15 protein-coding genes are annotated in these 16,922 nt (G+C 39.4%); 8 read left to right on the top strand and 7 right to left on the bottom strand.

What is annotated here, in order from left to right; translation table 11 throughout:
- Positions 1-16 precede the first annotated feature (16 nt).
- Positions 17-874 carry a glutathione-dependent disulfide-bond oxidoreductase gene (yghU, locus tag HBH39_RS14775; RefSeq protein ID WP_167679448.1) on the top strand — a complete coding sequence of 286 codons (858 nt, stop codon included), beginning with the start codon at positions 17-19 and terminating at the stop codon, positions 872-874.
- A gap of 174 nt (positions 875-1,048) precedes the next feature.
- Here yghU and pdxY read toward each other — a convergent pair whose 3' ends face one another.
- From pdxY to HBH39_RS14790, 3 genes are all read right to left on the bottom strand, one after another.
- Positions 1,049-1,903, bottom strand: a complete 855-nt coding sequence (pdxY, locus tag HBH39_RS14780; RefSeq protein WP_167679449.1) for a pyridoxal kinase PdxY — start codon at positions 1,901-1,903, stop codon at positions 1,049-1,051.
- 179 nt (positions 1,904-2,082) lie between these two features.
- Positions 2,083-2,301: a hypothetical protein gene (locus HBH39_RS14785; RefSeq protein ID WP_167679450.1), complete on the bottom strand. Its 219-nt coding sequence runs from the start codon at positions 2,299-2,301 to the stop codon at positions 2,083-2,085.
- 282 nt (positions 2,302-2,583) lie between these two features.
- The gene (locus tag HBH39_RS14790; protein ID WP_167679451.1) at positions 2,584-3,480 is read right to left on the bottom strand and encodes a LysR family transcriptional regulator; all 897 of its coding nucleotides are present in this window, start codon (positions 3,478-3,480) and stop codon (positions 2,584-2,586) included.
- Positions 3,481-3,893: 413 nt separating this feature from the next.
- Between HBH39_RS14790 and HBH39_RS20140 the strand changes: the two genes are divergently transcribed.
- The 5 genes from HBH39_RS20140 (at position 3,894) to HBH39_RS14815 (ending at position 7,809) form a co-directional block, all read left to right on the top strand.
- Entirely contained in the window at positions 3,894-4,097 is a 204-nt protein-coding gene (locus HBH39_RS20140) for a DUF1656 domain-containing protein (RefSeq protein ID WP_208764168.1), read from the top strand.
- 100 nt (positions 4,098-4,197) lie between these two features.
- Positions 4,198-5,067, top strand: coding sequence for an efflux RND transporter periplasmic adaptor subunit (locus HBH39_RS14800; protein WP_167679453.1), 870 nt, complete (start codon positions 4,198-4,200; stop codon positions 5,065-5,067).
- A gap of 16 nt (positions 5,068-5,083) precedes the next feature.
- Complete coding sequence (locus HBH39_RS14805; protein ID WP_167679454.1) at positions 5,084-5,965, top strand: FUSC family protein; 882 nt, start codon at positions 5,084-5,086, stop codon at positions 5,963-5,965.
- A 56-nt stretch (positions 5,966-6,021) separates the two neighbouring features.
- The gene (locus tag HBH39_RS14810) at positions 6,022-6,465 is read left to right on the top strand and encodes a hypothetical protein (RefSeq protein WP_167679455.1); all 444 of its coding nucleotides are present in this window, start codon (positions 6,022-6,024) and stop codon (positions 6,463-6,465) included.
- Between the two features lie 669 nt (positions 6,466-7,134).
- Positions 7,135-7,809 (top strand): hypothetical protein, encoded by a 675-nt coding sequence (locus HBH39_RS14815; protein WP_167679456.1) that lies wholly within the window; start codon positions 7,135-7,137, stop codon positions 7,807-7,809.
- A 1-nt stretch (position 7,810) separates the two neighbouring features.
- On the opposite strand, the gene HBH39_RS14820 is transcribed toward HBH39_RS14815, so the two are convergent.
- The 3 genes from HBH39_RS14820 to HBH39_RS14830 all read right to left on the bottom strand — a co-directional run bounded on the left by HBH39_RS14820 (position 7,811) and on the right by HBH39_RS14830 (position 12,745).
- Positions 7,811-8,686 carry a hypothetical protein gene (locus tag HBH39_RS14820; RefSeq protein ID WP_167679457.1) on the bottom strand — a complete coding sequence of 292 codons (876 nt, stop codon included), beginning with the start codon at positions 8,684-8,686 and terminating at the stop codon, positions 7,811-7,813.
- A 423-nt stretch (positions 8,687-9,109) separates the two neighbouring features.
- A complete protein-coding gene (locus HBH39_RS14825) occupies positions 9,110-10,579 on the bottom strand; it encodes a phospholipase D family protein (RefSeq protein WP_167679458.1) in 1,470 nt (489 codons plus the stop codon).
- 78 nt (positions 10,580-10,657) lie between these two features.
- Complete coding sequence (locus tag HBH39_RS14830; RefSeq protein WP_167679459.1) at positions 10,658-12,745, bottom strand: carboxylesterase family protein; 2,088 nt, start codon at positions 12,743-12,745, stop codon at positions 10,658-10,660.
- A 499-nt stretch (positions 12,746-13,244) separates the two neighbouring features.
- Between HBH39_RS14830 and HBH39_RS14835 the strand changes: the two genes are divergently transcribed.
- Both HBH39_RS14835 and HBH39_RS14840 read left to right on the top strand, forming a co-directional pair.
- Positions 13,245-14,420 (top strand): patatin-like phospholipase family protein, encoded by a 1,176-nt coding sequence (locus HBH39_RS14835; RefSeq protein WP_167679460.1) that lies wholly within the window; start codon positions 13,245-13,247, stop codon positions 14,418-14,420.
- Positions 14,421-14,506: 86 nt separating this feature from the next.
- A complete protein-coding gene (locus HBH39_RS14840) occupies positions 14,507-15,697 on the top strand; it encodes a cation:proton antiporter (protein WP_167679461.1) in 1,191 nt (396 codons plus the stop codon).
- 76 nt (positions 15,698-15,773) lie between these two features.
- Here the strand turns inward: HBH39_RS14840 and HBH39_RS14845 are convergent, their stop codons facing one another.
- Positions 15,774-16,808 (bottom strand): DUF4382 domain-containing protein, encoded by a 1,035-nt coding sequence (locus HBH39_RS14845; RefSeq protein WP_167679462.1) that lies wholly within the window; start codon positions 16,806-16,808, stop codon positions 15,774-15,776.
- Positions 16,809-16,922: the final 114 nt, after the last annotated feature.

Here is a 16,922-nt window from a genome sequence, read left to right on the forward strand (position 1 = left end):
CAATAAGGAAATTAACATGACAAACCAATATATCCCGCCAAAAGTATGGGTAATGGACGGTGAAAATGGTGGCAAATTTGCCAATATCAACCGCCCTACAGCAGGTGCTAGATATGAAAAGGTGCTAGATGTCGGCACGCATCCATTACAATTACACTCGTTAGCGACACCGAATGGCCAAAAGGTCACCATATTACTAGAAGAGTTACTTGCTCTTGGGATCAGCGCAGCGGAATATGATGCCTATATCATCAACATTGGTGATGGTGAGCAGTTTTCTTCTGGCTTTGTTGAGATAAACCCTAATTCTAAAATCCCAGCGTTACTCGATCGCTCAGGCGACACACCAATCCGCGTCTTTGAGTCAGGGGCAATTTTACTCTACTTAGCAGAAAAGTTTGGCCACTTTTTACCCAAAGATATCGCAAAACGCACTGAGGCAATGAACTGGCTATTCTGGTTACAAGGTTCAGCGCCCTATCTCGGGGGTGGTTTCGGTCATTTTTATGCTTATGCCCCTGAGAAATTTGAATATCCAATAAACCGGTTTGCCATGGAAGCCAAGCGTCAGTTAGACGTGCTTGATAAGCAATTAGCTAATCATAAATATATCGCAGGTGATGAATATACCATTGCCGATATTGCCATTTGGCCATGGTACGGTAACTTAATTATCAATAATGGCTATGATGCGGCTGAGTTTTTAGATGTAGCTAGCTATACGCATGTGGTACGTTGGGCAAAAGAGATAGCCCAACGTGAAGCAGTAAAACGTGGGGTAATAGTTAACCGTTCTTGGGGTGAAGAATGGGAGCAAGTACCTAAACGCCACAGTGCTGCGGACATTGACCTAGTAATGAGCAAAAAAACATAAAAAACGATATAAAGCAATTTGATATATGTTGATAATGGTCATTGCACTCGACAATAAAACACCGCGCAGATGTATGTCAGCGTGGTGTTATTGTGCGCTTGCTTGAGCTTATTTTTCGCTTAGATTTAGCTTAGTTTTAACCTTGAGCACCTACAGCAAATTGAACCAGTAAAGTTACACTAATACCGCTTTAAAACACTCAGTTGGCGTAACCAATTCTTGCTGCGCGGCAATGGTTTGTAATTCCCACTGTTGTGCGGCTTGAGTCACTTTTAACACTCCATAACTAGCATTAGTAGCATGCTCAAAAGCCGCTAATGGTTCAACACCTTTAACTAACCCTGCGGTAAATAGTGCCGAAATTAAATCGCCAACGCCCACAGGTTGTTTGTTAAATTCCAACTGAGGTCGTTGAATTAAAAAACAACCCTGCTCTGTTGCTAACATCATTGAAAATGTCTCATCTGCAAGACTATGTAAGTGTTTTACCAATACTATATTGGGCCCAAGTTCACGAGCTTTTTGGCAAGCTGCCTTGGCCTGCTCAAGATTAGTAATTGGCATGCGAGTAAATTCGCTCAGTTCAAACTGATTAGGCACAATCACATCAGCAAGCGGCATCACATTATTAATCAATTGTTCTGTAATGCCCTCAGCTAAAATACAACCTTTTTCAGGGTCACCCATCACGGGATCGCATACATAAATTGCAGCAGGATTAGCAGCTTTTACTTTATTAACTGTTTGAATAATGGCTTGGCATTGCTCTGCACTGCCTTGATAACCAGATAACACCGCAAAACAATCTTCCAGCTTGCCAATTTGGCTGATCCCATTGATAAGCTGGTTAATATCGTCAGCTGAAAAGGCACGTCCTGTCCAACCTTGTGGGTATTGGGTATGATTTGAAAACTGTACCGTATGAATCGGCCAAACTTCTAATCCCATTCGCTGTAATGGAAATACAGCTGAGCTATTACCAGCATGGCCATAAACAACATGGGATTGAATGGAAATGACACCTTTCATAAAATATTCTCATTAATTATCAGCTATATCAAAGCAACTATTCTGCATTAACGACTAACAAGTATATCTCACCCATCTTCTTGTCTGAATGACGATATTCGCAAACCAACAAATTATACTGAAAAGATCATCATAAAACTCCAGCCAGAAACATAGCCAATATTATCGATAGCTTATTGCTAATGATGATGAGGCTGCTCAACTTTGGTTTTATTTGCAACAGCAGTATGCTCAGCCGAGTCATCAAGATGATGGCTGATATGTTCTATTTTATCGATAACCGTTTGAACACTCGCGCGTTTTTTAGGTAAAATTCGTCGAAAAAAACTAAAGTGATGCCTAATCTTTAAAGGCAGGTTAACCACTCGAAATAACACAGACAATGATAGATCCCCCACAAATGAACCTTATATCCAGACGACTTAATTCACATCAAAGCAAATAGGTTCATACTTATCATCACAGACTAAAAATTAATAAGTCATGGTGATAACCTGATACGGTTAATCGCCAAGCTTAACGGCAATAAAAGTATTTAATTAATCGCATAAGATGGATCTCATCATACAAACATCACTAAACCCAAATGCAGCTATCAGCTTATAGTGCCGCCTCTGGCAAAAAGATGAAGCTAAAAAAAAGGATGCCGAAGCATCCTTTAACACTGTCTATGATAGCCATCACTTAGTGTTTTCTAAAAAATCAAAGATAGAATCAATAATACTTTTCTTAATCACTTGCGATTGCTTTGATGGTTTACACCACAAGGCAATTGGAATTTGAAAATGTTCACGCATTTCATCACAGGTTATTTCAACCAAATTCTCTGATACGTATTCAGAAGATTTGATTACCTGAGGTAAGATTGACCAACCTAAACCTTGTTGCAAAAACTTTATAATCAATGATAACTGATCGATGACTTCATACTCGGCAGACAAAATTACTTTTTCAGCGATATCGTCTTCAATCAACGATGCTAGTACCAATTGTCGGCCAGACCTTAGCGCTCCAAAAGTTAAATCAGACGGCAAACTTGCTAAAGGGTCATTTCTACTCACAAAAATACTAAAGCGCACATTGCGAAAAAATGTCGCGTCGATACTTTTAATGGCAATACTTTTGTAGCTATTAACAATGGCAAAGTGAATAGTGCCATCTTTTATGCCATCTTCAACTTCTTCTTTAGTCCTAACAAAAAAATTGACTTTCATCAGTGGAAATTGAACTTGTAAATTTTTACGGATATGTGCCAAAACGCTATGGGGTATGAAGCTACAATAAGCAATATTAATCGATTCTAATTGGCCATATGACAAACTTAACGCAACTTGATCAAACGTATGAGCTTGCTCAACAGCCTGCTTGGCGTAGTGGTAAAGTAATGTCCCATCAGTTGTGGGCTCTACGCTTCTACCAATTCGCTCAAAAAGTTGTACAGCGACCTGATCTTCCAAATTGGTAATGACTTGTCCAATAGTTGTTCGGTGCTTTTCCAGTTTCACCGCAGCTTTACTAAACGAGCGTTGCTCATAAACCGCAACAAAGCTACGCAGTTGCTCCAAACTAAAGTTCATTTGTTAACTCCCAAACAATAAATGACAAACCAGTCCAGCTTTAAACATACAACTGACCCACAACAAAGTAAGTGTATCTGATATCAATATAATAAACAGTATTAATAGCAAGAACATAATGACAAATCAGTCCAATATTATCATTATAATTAATGATCAAACACATCATTACGCTTCGCTAGAGTGCCACCACACAGACCCAAAAAAGAAATTATTAATCAGAAGCTTACAATAAGGGACATGGTATTTATTCGTTATGTAGGGCTGAATACATCAAATGCGATAATCAATAAATCTATTTCTCTACTAGAATGATTAAATCAAATAAAACTATTTAAGTTTTGACTTACGATTACAGCCTTATCAGCACCCATACTTTTGAAAAACTCATTAATGAATAGATGGTAAATACGATGCCTCATGAAATAGCTTTTGGAGAAATTTACGGGCCTCCACTTCTAGCTGTCGTAACCCTTGCATACCTTTTAATGCTAATGGTTACCCAGATTGCAACCAAATTGGGCTGGTACAAATGGTTTGCAGCACCTGCAATCGTTGAACTGAGTCTAGTCGCCATTTTCACGGTTGTATTAGGTCGGTTTATTGCGTTTACTTGAATTATGGATGAGCTCAATAACAGCCAAAACCAAAATCAATAACCTCTAAAAACATACTTTTACGCCGTAACACAAACATTATCTAATAGGACATGTTGACATGTTTCGATACATTATCACGACGATTATTGCCATCATTGCTGCAGTAGGTATTTATACTCAATACCAACATTACACTGAAAACCCATGGACCCGTGACGGTCAAGTGCGTGCGCATATTATTCAAATCACCCCACGCGTCACAGGCCCGGTAGTCAATATTAATATTGATGATAATAGCCGTGTCACCAAAGGCGATTTATTGTTTGAAATTGATCCTAGCCTGTATCAAGTTGCATTAGATAATGCCCTTGCAAAACAACAGCAAGCCCAAGCTATGCTGGATAAAGCAGTAAACGAGAATAATCGTGCAACTGAACTTGAAAAACGCAAGCAGGGCACGGTTTCAGTGTTAGATTTAAACAACTTTGACAATGCAGTACAAACCGCCAAAGCCAATCTAGCCTCAGCAAAAGCTGTGACCGAAGAAGCACAATTAAACCTGGCATTTACTAAAATTTATGCACCCACAGATGGCTTTATCACCAACCTAAACCTACGTGAAGGCGCACAAGTTGTGGCGAATAACCCACTTGTGGCACTGATTGATGAAAATAGCTTTTGGATAGAAGGCTTTTTCAAAGAGACTGATTTACAAGGTGTAGAAAGTGGCGATAACGCCTTAGTCACATTAATGATGTACCCAGATGCTCCACTGCATGCCAAAGTAGACAGTATCGGTTACGGTATTGCTAAAAGCGATGGCAGTACTGGCAATACGTTATTACCAAACGTTAACCCCAATTTTCAATGGATTCGTTTAGCTCAACGTATTCCGGTCAAGTTTAAATTAGAAAGCTTACCTGAGAATATCCAATTGCGAGTTGGCACAACGGCATCAGTCAAGATTGAAAAAACAGCTAACCATTAAGCTATAGGTAAAAAAGATGCTGCTGCATTCAACTAAAGAAGCTATCAAGATAGGGCTTAGTTTAACCATAGCTATTTCGTTGACTTTTCTTCTGGGTTGGGAAAAACCTTGGTGGTCAGCCATCACTATTATAGCAATGTCTGCCAATGAAACTTATGGCCATTCAATTAAGCTTGCCTCAGATCGCTTAGCCGGTACTATGGCAGGCGCTTTTGCAGCTGTGGTTTTGGTGAGTTTTTTTGCCCAAGAGCGATTTTTATTTCTCACCACTTTGATATTGTTCGCTGGTCTGGCGACCTTTATGTCTTTTAATCAAAGGTATGGCTATACAGTTAGAATTTCATTTTATGTTTGCGCTCTGGTTTGTGCTATGGGTGCGTTTGATGATATCTCCTCGATTAATTTAATCATACTTCGATTACAAGAAACCTTTTTAGGTGTGATTGTTTATTCGTTAGTATTTGGCTTAATTTGGCCAGACACGACTCAAGGTCATTTTTTTGCTCTACAGAACAAGATACTTAATTGCCTGGAAGAAAAAGCAAGCCAATTAAGCCAAAAAATGAGTGCAGAAGATGTCTTAAAAATCAGTGATGAACTCCAGCAGGTTATTCCTCAAATCGCTAAAATGAAGACAATACTTGATCTTCCTCTTAACGGTAGCCATCAACTGAAGCATCAACTCGAAAAATGGCGAACGATTACAATATCAAGCTATGAAATAACACTAAAATTAACTGAAATTGCTGATCAACTGACTAATACTCAAACTGACTTAACTAAACGTGAAACTGATTTAGCACAAATTACACAACAGCTCACCATACTTAAATTGGCAGTTAAAAGCGATGAGTCACAAACTGTGGCCTCCCCATCAGCCGCCAGTGGCATGAGTTAAATAAACTTATCGTTCAAGTACCATTAAAAAACCGCTTAATTGATGCTGCTATGGTTATGATAACAAGCGCAACTGGCTTAATTTTATGGATTTATGTCCCTATTAATGAAGGAATTATGTTTCCATTATTAGCCGCTATTTTGCCTATCACAATAATCACAATGCCTAAGGGATTATTAAAGCATGTTGTATTAACCACGCTTATTTTAAGTGCATTTTATATGCTTCAGTTTATATTTATTATGCCGTACTTTACAGAACTCTGGCAGCTAGTGGCTTTTTACTTCATTAATATATTTGCGCTTTGGAAAATATGCTCAGCCCCTCAACGTGCTCTGTATAAGGTGCTAGGTGGAAATTACTTAGTTATGTTTACTATGGGCGCATTACACTTAACGCCAACTTACACAATAGATACATCTTTAAACATGTTAATTCAACTATTTGTAATATTGGGAATTATTTATTTTTTTGAGAAAGCAGCAAGCTCATCGCATTAGGCTATGTAGATAAGTTTTTCCAAACTCCGTTTGGATTAACATAGCAAGATTCCATCCTGCACCAGCCAAAAGAGTTTCAACAGCAATACCCTCTTTACTTTTGATGTAAGAATTAGGCCCTGCCGCCCCAAACCTCGTGGCGCTTCGCCAACTCCAGAGCAAAGGGGCAAAACGCACGCTTTTTTTACAAAAGAAGCCCTTTGGAACCCTCAGCGCCCCAGACGAAAAATGCTGAAAAACGCATTTTTTCGATGGGGATGTCTTCAGCTTTTAACTTCGCTTGTTGCTAACTTCGGTCATTGTCAGGTAATACAAAATCCCCCTAACGCTTCCGATAGGCGTCTGAAGTAAATGGATTTACAAATGTCACCGTGGTAGAGATACCAAAGAGTGACCGTGGCCTAACGAAAGCTAGCTTGGCATCCATGCCAAGCTCACGGGTTCTCGAAATAAAGAGTCTCGATGACCTCAACTCAAATTGAGTCTGACAGTTTTAAGTCTAATTAGTTACACACTAATTAGTTACAAACTGTACACCTAATGCCATAGCGAATAGGCCGTTATTAGATTTAATCATTGGTCTGCACTACACTAACATCGTCATAGGAGTTGAAATAGAATTCACATCAAAACTAGCTTAAGGTTCAATAACTAACTAGAGGAAGCATTATGCCAATCGCCCGTTTATTAATGCTATTTAGTTATTTTGTTATCTCAATTAGTCAATTGCATGCCAAAAGCATTGACGTTATAGCGGTTGAATTCCCCCCTTTTACCACCACACATGAACCCGATAATGGTATTAACTTTGTTCAGCTAAGAGATTACTTTAAAGAACAATACCAACTCACAATTCAACCACAGATTTTACCATCCGCAAGAGCACAGCAAACCATTGCTGAGGGCGATTGGTGTTTAAGTTTTTATCCTCCTGCAGACCCCAAAGCTTATTCATTTATTAAACTCAGCCCTGAGAAGGTAAACTTAGGGTTTTACCGTGTAAAGCAAGATGCTCCCTTTTTATGGTCAGATCTTACTGAGCTAAAAGGGCAATCTGTCGCTGTTTTACGTTATCGCCAAAAAGGCATGCTCCATAATTTATTAACTCAAGCAGGATTAACCATTGTCCCCGTAAGCTCTATTGAGCAAGGGTTAAAAATGCTCTCATATGAACGAGTTGATTTAGTGTTTAGTAGCCAAAAAAATGCTTACCTAGACTCACTCCCCCTAGCAGAGCAAGCTCAATTTCAATTTTCAGATAGCAGCTTATTAGAAGCAGACGTTGGGGTATTTGTGAATCCCAAGTGCCAACCTCTATTAGATGCCGCCAAACTGCAACAATAAGCTATTGTTTAACCTTAAGCGTCTGTTCTAACCTCGCCACCTGAGCATCAAAAACGGCTATAAATGCGTCTAAAGCATCGCTCGCTAAGTCATAAAAAGCTTGTGGCGGGATCACTATCTTTGCTTGCGTTAATATGTGTTGTTTAATCATGCGAGTTAAATCACTTACACGCTCTTGTGCCTCACCCAACTGTGATTGCAACGCCATATCAAGGGTATAGCGAGATTGCGCAACCCGCTCAAAAATGAGCAATTGTGAGTTTTCAATTTTCTGATATAAAAAATTAAGCCTCACTTGAACCAAGCTTGTGCAATGATTGGCTGCGGCTGCCGAGGTCCCTAACGCCCTTGCCTGTCCGATACATTCAGCGGCATGCAATAGCTCTCGCCAAACTAAATCAATGTGGGGGAAATCAGATAAATAATCAGCACTCAATAAGTGTTCATTCGATTTATCCTCTATTAAAAACAGTAGATTAGATATCATTAGCGTGTGCTGCTTATAAGCGTTATCCACTGATATTATCAATGATTTTGGCTGCAGTTTTTGCCAGTGCTCCAAAAAAATCAACCAACGTTCATGCTGTATCAAGCCTGACACTAATTGCAAATCATTCATTTGTTGACGAATCGTACTCCTCACATCACCCAGTAAAAGTTGCATACTTTTATCACCACTGACAATGCCAGCAGTGATCCCGCGATGCTTTTGCAACAACACAATCAGTTTTTTAAGACCTTTAATTAATGCGATACCCGCTAATTGTTTGGTAAGTTGTTTCCGCTGCTGATATTTTACCCAGCCGATGAATAAGCCAATAACAATAAGTGTCGAAATTAAAGCAATATAAGCTTGATGGTATAAGGTAGCACTCATACATCGGCCTCCTTTTTTAAATGTTATTAGCCACTTGTTCTGATGTGATATCTACGCCGATGACACTGATTGAGTCAGCTCAACACTTGACGATTAAATCATTCAGATTGAAGTACACAAACAACAAAGCAAAGATTGCTCCAAACCAGCAAATACCAAGCCATAGGCTTTAGAGTGATATGGTAATTGCAGCTTGCACCAAAATTGCGCAAAGTTGAGCGTCACGCACTTTTTTGAAGCTAGTATTTTTGAGAATAAAGATGAGTGATAAAGCGCAGGATACAATGCCGATAATCATAATCAATGACGGCAAAAATCAAGTTCAAATGAGGTAACCTTAGGGTTGGAGATGACTAGGCTAAAGCTAGAACACAACCACAAATGCTTAATGCGTCATTTGTGGCTGTGAAGAAGGCAGAATATTTACAGCTCATATTCGATATTTAACGTCCTGATAAACCAATCAGGAAGCTTATGCCATCTACTATAGCCAGGTGAAGCATCGTATACCTCATCACCTGATTGCCATTGAATACTGCCATCAGCTTGCTTGGTAACATGCCAATAAAGATCATCTTTATGGCTAAGCAAATAACTCTCTAAAGTCTTTGCAAATTCAGGGCTTTTAATTAATACCCCAAATTCGATATTAATAAAGTCAGAGCGCGGATCAAAATTTGATGAGCCAATATAAGAATACAAATCATCAAACACAAAGGTTTTGTTATGGAAATACGTATCAGCATGATAAAAATGATCATCATGAATCGCGCCAGCTTTGTACTCATAAAGATTAATGCCCATATCTAACAATACTGGGCGATGCTTTTCAAAATAAGCCGGAATAAAACCAGAGTCATTTGATGCCGATGAGTTAGTGATAACAGTAACCTCTGCATTATGTGCTGTTAATGTTTCAAGAACCGCAAATTTACCATCAGTAGGAATTAAATATGGCGTTGAAATTAATGCTTTTTTTGCATTATTTATCGGCTCGCGCATAATATTTTCTACTCGGCGTCTAAAATAGGGCTTACTGTCTTGCATTTTAGCTAAAGAATCAAATACCGGCATCACCAAAGCGGGCGTGTAGTTTATCGCCGATAAACTGCTAACCTTATTGCTAATGGCATTAAACACATCAGGTTGCTCGCCAACCTGTTCTTCATAAGTGGCATCAAATACACTATATTCTCCAGCCTGCTTTACTTCGACTAACATTTCAATTGGCACTAAATGCTTGGAGCCCCATAACACATTGAAATTACTTTCAAAGGCTGTAATAACCTCCCCCTTAAACATCACATCAAAATCAAAAAAGTTAGCATCTGTGCTATACCCAAAATAATCGTCTCCAATGTTTCTGCCACCTAATATCATAGTATGGCCATCTGCATTGAAGTATTTCTCATGTAGACGATTATCGAGTTGTGCTTGATGAATTTGAAAATCCATTGCTCGCCCTATCCACCCCATACTTCGTGAATTAAAAGGGTTAAAAATGCGAATATCAATATTTTGATGATGTGCTAATTCAGCCATCCACTTTTCATTAAACACCAATAAATCGTCAAGAGTAATTCTGACGTTCACTCCTCTGTCTGCCGCAGCTTTAATTTCAGCAAACAGCATTAAACCTGAGGTGTCTTTATTCCATGAAAAGTAGGTCATATCAATAAAGGTTTTCGCCTGCTGAACAAGTTGAATTCGACGTGCAACCGCTTCGTTAGCCGCAGGGATCAAATACACTTGTGCCGGGTATTTTGGCGTGCTGTAGTCAGCTTCAAAGTCTGCCTCCACGTCTGGATAGGATGCAGCACAGCCTGTCAATACTAAAATAGAAGTTGCCAAAAATGTGGCTGTTAGCCATTTACTAAAAGTATGAAAAATCATTATCTTCCTTACAATTATGAGGGAGTATAACGACGGCTAGCATTTGTTAGCCGTCGTTTAACGCTGAAAATAATTAACTTAATCAAAGTAGCCTAGTATTAAGCCTAAGTTTTCTAGCCCCGATAAGCGACCACCTCTTAATTCAGGGTCAACACCAGCTTGCTTTCTTTTATCCCAATCCGTTTCAAGCTGAATGGTTTCACCATTAACCACCAACACGTTGTCATCAGCGGTATTAAACTGATAATTATCAAACAACGCATCACTAAACCATAAACGCGATAGCTTATCCATCAAAGCAATATCTGCATCACTTGGGTTAATTTTGTTGCAGGTTACTGTGTAAGGCTTATTAAATACAAACGGTAACTCAGCACCATCACAAATTTTCCCCAAACAACTAATCGACTTAATCATTGCCATAAGATCTATGCTGGTAGCATCATTACTTGTGCTCCACACATTAAAGCTTGGTTGGTAATCAAAGTTATATAAAGTGACTGATTGGGTTGCCATATCACTAGTTTGCTTGGCTTTTACACGTGCTGGGCCGCTATATAACATGTCATTGGTTAACAAATTAAATTGCGCCATATTGCCGGTAGCGCCTGTTAATTCATTTTCTGAATTGGGAAAGAAATCGGTTAATGCAAATACATCATCAATCAACTGACTATTACCTAAGCCAAAGAAAAATCGAGTAATGGCGTCATAAGCACTGCTAGGTAAAATATCACCTAACTCAATTTGTGCTTCAACATCGTCAGCCGTCAACGCCATTAACTCTTGTTTTACTAATTCCAAGTTATCTTGTGATGCTAACCAAGCCTCAATATCAGCCGCTGCAGCATCAGGATCTTCTGGGGCATTATTTTGCTCCTTAATTAACTCAATGATAGTGGGGATCAGTGACGTTAAGCTTGGTAAGAAAGCCACGGTTCTGGAGTCATTTGTGTTAAACCCTAGTACAGTTGGTACATTGAGCTCGGTTAATGCTGGCTGCGCTTTTAAATGATACCCACTGACTTCTGGTTCAAAAATCCCACCTCTGGGACGATAGTCCATATAAGGGGCAAAAGGCCGGATATTAGAAAGTGGCGTTATTTCTGCACTTAATTTTGAAGTAAAACACAAGCCGCTGCCCACTAAATTATCAAGATCAATACAATCAAGACCTGACCATGCGCCAATTTTGGTTAATGGATTAAGCGCTTTTTCTTGCACTTGCATAATTTGCTCAAGAGTTAATTCATTGAGTGAAACACCAGCAGAATTGCCAAATAACTCATCACCGTATGCTTGTAACTTACTTTGATAGGTTTTGGCTTGGTTATAAGATTTATAATCAAAACCATAAGGGTTTGATTGCATAATAGCGCGCTGAAAGTATTCACCACTGATAACCTCATCGGTTTCTGTTTGCTGCAAAATACCAACAGACATCGCCCCCGCACCTTGGCCAATAAGCGTCACTTTGGCTGGGTCACCACCAAAAGCGCTAATATTGTTGTGCACCCACTCAAGAGCACGCTTTTGATCGCCTAAACCAAAGTTACCCCCTTGTGGTTTTTTTGAACCATCCAGCCAATAGCTACCTAAAATACCTAGGCGATAATTGAAACTTACCGCAATAAAAGGCTGACCATCATTAGCTCCTTGGGCAACAACATTGTCAGCTTGAACCACAGGATCAGCCCCAGAACCAAATTCAAAATCGCCACCGTGAATAAACACATAAACAGGTAAATCTGCTGATGCTACGGTATTTTCTGGGCGCCAAATATTAAGATTCAGACAATCTTCAGATTGAGATTGCTTGGTTAATGCTAATTGAGGACAAGCATCACCAAACGCTGTGGTATCGGTTAGCTCAGTGATGTCGGCAAGCGCACTGTGCTCAAATCGTGCAGCCGTCGCGTAAGGAATACCTTTAAATGCTTCAAGTTCAACACGAGTTCGCTCACCTTCAAGGTTATTGATGACCACAGACTCTTTTAGTGCTTTTACTGTGCTATCACCAATTTGAACTGTGATTTGCTCTGGAGGTAACGGCTCAACAACAGGGATCTCTGGTTCTACTGGAGCCTTCTTATCATCACTACTGCCACATGCTGCAAGTGATAACGAGATGAGCACAGCGATAGTTGAACGGTAAAAGGTGGTCATAAAATTACTCCATTTGTATTAAAACTTAAACTTCAGCCAATTGGATAATGCTGACTAATGTAAAAAACTGAAGCTCAGCCTTGTATCGAGCTTGTGAATAGGAAGTATAGTAACCACTAATTATTATTCTGATTAATCTCTTATGTAGGATTGTTTCCATCAAAATAACGTGACGGAATAATCATACTGCTTAATAAAAATTTAGTTTTAAGGATAAAAATAAAATGTAATTTATTGACTGTAAAATCAACTACTATCAACTAATATCTACAGATGAAAATTAATTGAGCCAAGATAATTGAATTGCATCATTCAACATTTCAAATCATCTAAAAACACTCAAATTTTCTGCTAATTTATATAAAGTGTGGGGTTAATCCATCAAATGCGATTTAACAACCAACACACCTAGCGTTAACATGACCATATAAACACGTATTTAAAGTATTTAAGTCGTGAGCTTTATCTAATTTAAAATTTTTTAGCTGGAGATAACTTAATGAAGAAATTTAATAACTTGGCCAAGTTCATGTTTATTACTTTATTTATTACCGCCTGTAGCACCCACCACGAACTTGATTTACGTGTTGATGAAGATAATTACAAAAGTGCTCAAGTCGCCCCCATAACCAATAAAGCAGACGAGCCCTACCGTTTTTGGGGAGATGAGCAGCCCGCCTTTTTATTTGATGCGGCCACAAACACAACCCCACTTGTAAGTGCTGGCGAGCGTTTAAATATTCTCGTTTTGTCTGGTGGTGGTGCCAATGGCGCTTACGGTACAGGGGTAATTAATGCACTTTATGATACAAATCAACTACCTGAATACTCAATTGTCACAGGAATTAGTGCAGGATCAATGATTGCACCATTTGCCTTTGTGGGTGGAGAGCACATTCCACGCTTAAAAGAAGCCATGCTGGGTATAAATGACAAGGCCATTTTAGGTAGCAAGAATTTTTTAAATACCCTTATTAAAGATGCTTTTACCAACGGTAATAATTTATTCGAATTGGTGGAGCAGCTTTATAATGCAGAGATGATCGAGCAAATTGGTCAACAGCATAACAATGGCCGGAGATTATTTATTGGTACCACTCAATTTGATTCTGGTGAATTAGTGGTTTGGAATGTGGGCGCTATTGCTGCCAGTGATTTACCTAATAAAAACCACTTGATCCACCAAATATTAGCGGCAAGTTCTTCTATACCAGGCGTATTTCCACCACAGTTTATTCAGGTAGAAGTCAATGGTGAAGTCAAAGAAGAATTACACGTTGATGGTGGGATGAACACGCAAATGTTTGTTGACCCAGGTAATTTTAATTACAGCTTAGTCAATAAAGCCCTTGGTAAACAGCAAAAACCAAACATTCATGTTATTCGCAACGGTGTCCTTAAAATCCCTTATGCCCCTTTAAAAGACAAAGGAACTGAATTATTAGGCCGTAGCTTGAAAACCATGTTGGTGCAACAAACCCGTGGCGATTTATACCGTATGCTTTATTTTAGTGAACTAAATCAATACGACTTATCATTTACGTACATTGATCATGAATTTGATGCACAAAAGGCGACTAAACAAATGTTTGATCAACAATACATGCAGGCCTTATATCAAAATGGCTATGATAAAGTATTAAGTAAGACACTTTGGCAAAAGACCATGCCTTAAATAATATCGTTATATTGCATCCGATAAACCCAGAGTCATCTGGGTTTATTTGTATATTTACTACCTGACATAAATGGAACAATACAATGTATTTTGAGCTAGCAATATTAGCTGTTTTGGCTTTCGGCTATAGTCTAATTGCGGGCAAGGTAGAAAAGTCAATGATCTCCGGGCCCATGATATTTGTAGTATTAGGCTTTATTCTTGGCCCATCAAATATTGGCTGGTTAGGAAATGATATAGGCGTAAATGGCTTACGCATATTTGCTGATTTAACACTGGCAATTGTGCTGTTTTGCGATGCCTCAAATAGTAATTTAACTGTGTTAAAACGCCATATCAATATACCAACCCGCATGTTGCTTTATGGGCTGCCAGGTGCCGTCATACTCGGTTTTTTTACAGGTTACTTGTTGTTCCCAAACCTTAGCTTATTTGAAATTGCCGCAATGGCAGCAATGCTAGCAGCAACCGATGCGGCATTAGGCAAAGCCGTAGTATCCAGCACCATTGTACCCGCCCGCTTAAGAGAAGGCTTAAACATTGAAAGTGGCTTAAATGATGGGTTATCTGTTCCCATTTTATTCGTATTTTTAGCCCTTGCTGCAGGAAATGTCGCCGATAGTGACATTCCTAAGCTAGCAATGTCATACCTAGTTGAAGAGTTAGGGATAGGCCTGATGGTGGGGTTAAGCATTAGCTTTATGGCCGCCAAACTCCTTAAGTTTAGTCATCGAAAAGGTTGGATAACCGATGCTTGGAGTCAAAATATTGTGCTGTGTATCGCGTTTGCTTGCTTTGCTATTGCGCAAGAAATGGAAGGCAGTGGCTACATAGCCGCTTTTTCTGGTGGCTTGTTATTTGGACACTTGCTCAAAGAGCACAAACATAAAATCATTCTACCAACCGAGGGGCTAGGTGAAATCATGGCATTACTCACATGGATGTTATTTGGGGCAATCGTCATTGGTGATGCTTGGCACGAATTCACCTGGCAAATGGTAATTTATGCCCTATTAAGTTTAACCATCGTTAGAATGCTGCCCATTTTATTATGTTTGGAGCGTACCGGAGAGGCTTTGCCAGCTAAGTTGTTTTTAGGTTGGTTTGGTCCTAGAGGCTTAGCCTCTATCGTGTTTGTTGTCATTATGCTTGATCACAACTTACCTCACGGAAACTTCATTGCCATGACCGTTTTCTGTACGGTATTTTTAAGCTTAATTGCCCATGGTTTAACGGCTAAACCTATGTCGAGCTGGATAAGCAAAAAAGCCTAAAACGAGTCTTAGGCTTTTTAATATTTCCCCTGCTAATCCGTTAATTAGCAGGGGTATTTCATCAACATCTCAAACGTTAACTCGCTGGTGCAAAATCTAACGGAAAGTGACGCTCAGTCGTATTCCCCTCTGTGACCTCAACCGCTTGCTCATCAACATGAATAAAAAACGGTTCAAGTTCATCATCGGGTGTATTAACCAAATCAGGATCATCCCTATTAGCTACACAGGTATAACCTAAACTGTAACTGGCGGCACTAACAAAACCAAACTCATACTCATAGCCTGTAACTGTCTCACTCTCATCAACAATTGGATTAACCCGAGCAGAAGCAATAGGCGCAACTAGTGGCTCAACCAAATCGGTTTCCCGAAAATCAGCCATATTGGCCAATATGGTATCGCTTGGGTACAGATATACAGCAGGACTAAATTCTGAGCCACCCGCTGCGACTTCACATGCTGACATCACGCTATCACTAATTTGGCCACTAATCGCTCCCACTTCAGCTTCATTAACCAATTGCACTGAGGTCGGCTTTAAGGTCCAATAACTTTTACCACCTTTAGGTGCTTGTAAGCCTTTGGCAAGATTAAATTCTGCAACAAAACTATTCGTACCGGCAGCTATGGTAAAGGCCTTATTAAAGAATAATCGCCCAGTACCGTCCTCTTCTGCACCTTCCCCACCACAACTGCCGTTGCTATTGGTGACTAGGCCTGCATCAACCCCATCAAGGGTTTGAACATATGAGCTATTGGTATCTGCCACTAAACTGTTTTGCATATAAATACACATCTGGTATTCACCTACAAGAACAGATTCGCTAGGAACTAAGGTTTCGGTATCTTGGCCTTGTACTGTCAATAGATCTACATGCTTGAGTTCACCATTTTCAGACACATCAAAAGACAGTGAAGGAGAGCCATTAGTGGGTTTTAATACGACTTGCTTAAAAGCAATGTTGACAATTTGGGCGTCGGCTGGGTTATCTGACACCCCTAAACTAAAAACGCCCATTTCAGGTGCAGGCTTTGAATCATCACTGCCACCACAAGCTGTTAAGGTGCTTAGTAATGCTAAGCAGATTACTGATTTTGAAAATTTCATATACTACCTTTTTATTATTTTCAGCTAAGACTTTATTAGTATAGCTAGCAATAAGAATTAATGTCATATAAACGATGGTCACACGCGGATAAATGACAATAAAAAAGCCAGTTT

It is taken from the genome of Shewanella aestuarii, assembly GCF_011765625.1.
GTDB lineage: Bacteria > Pseudomonadota > Gammaproteobacteria > Enterobacterales > Shewanellaceae > Shewanella > Shewanella aestuarii_A.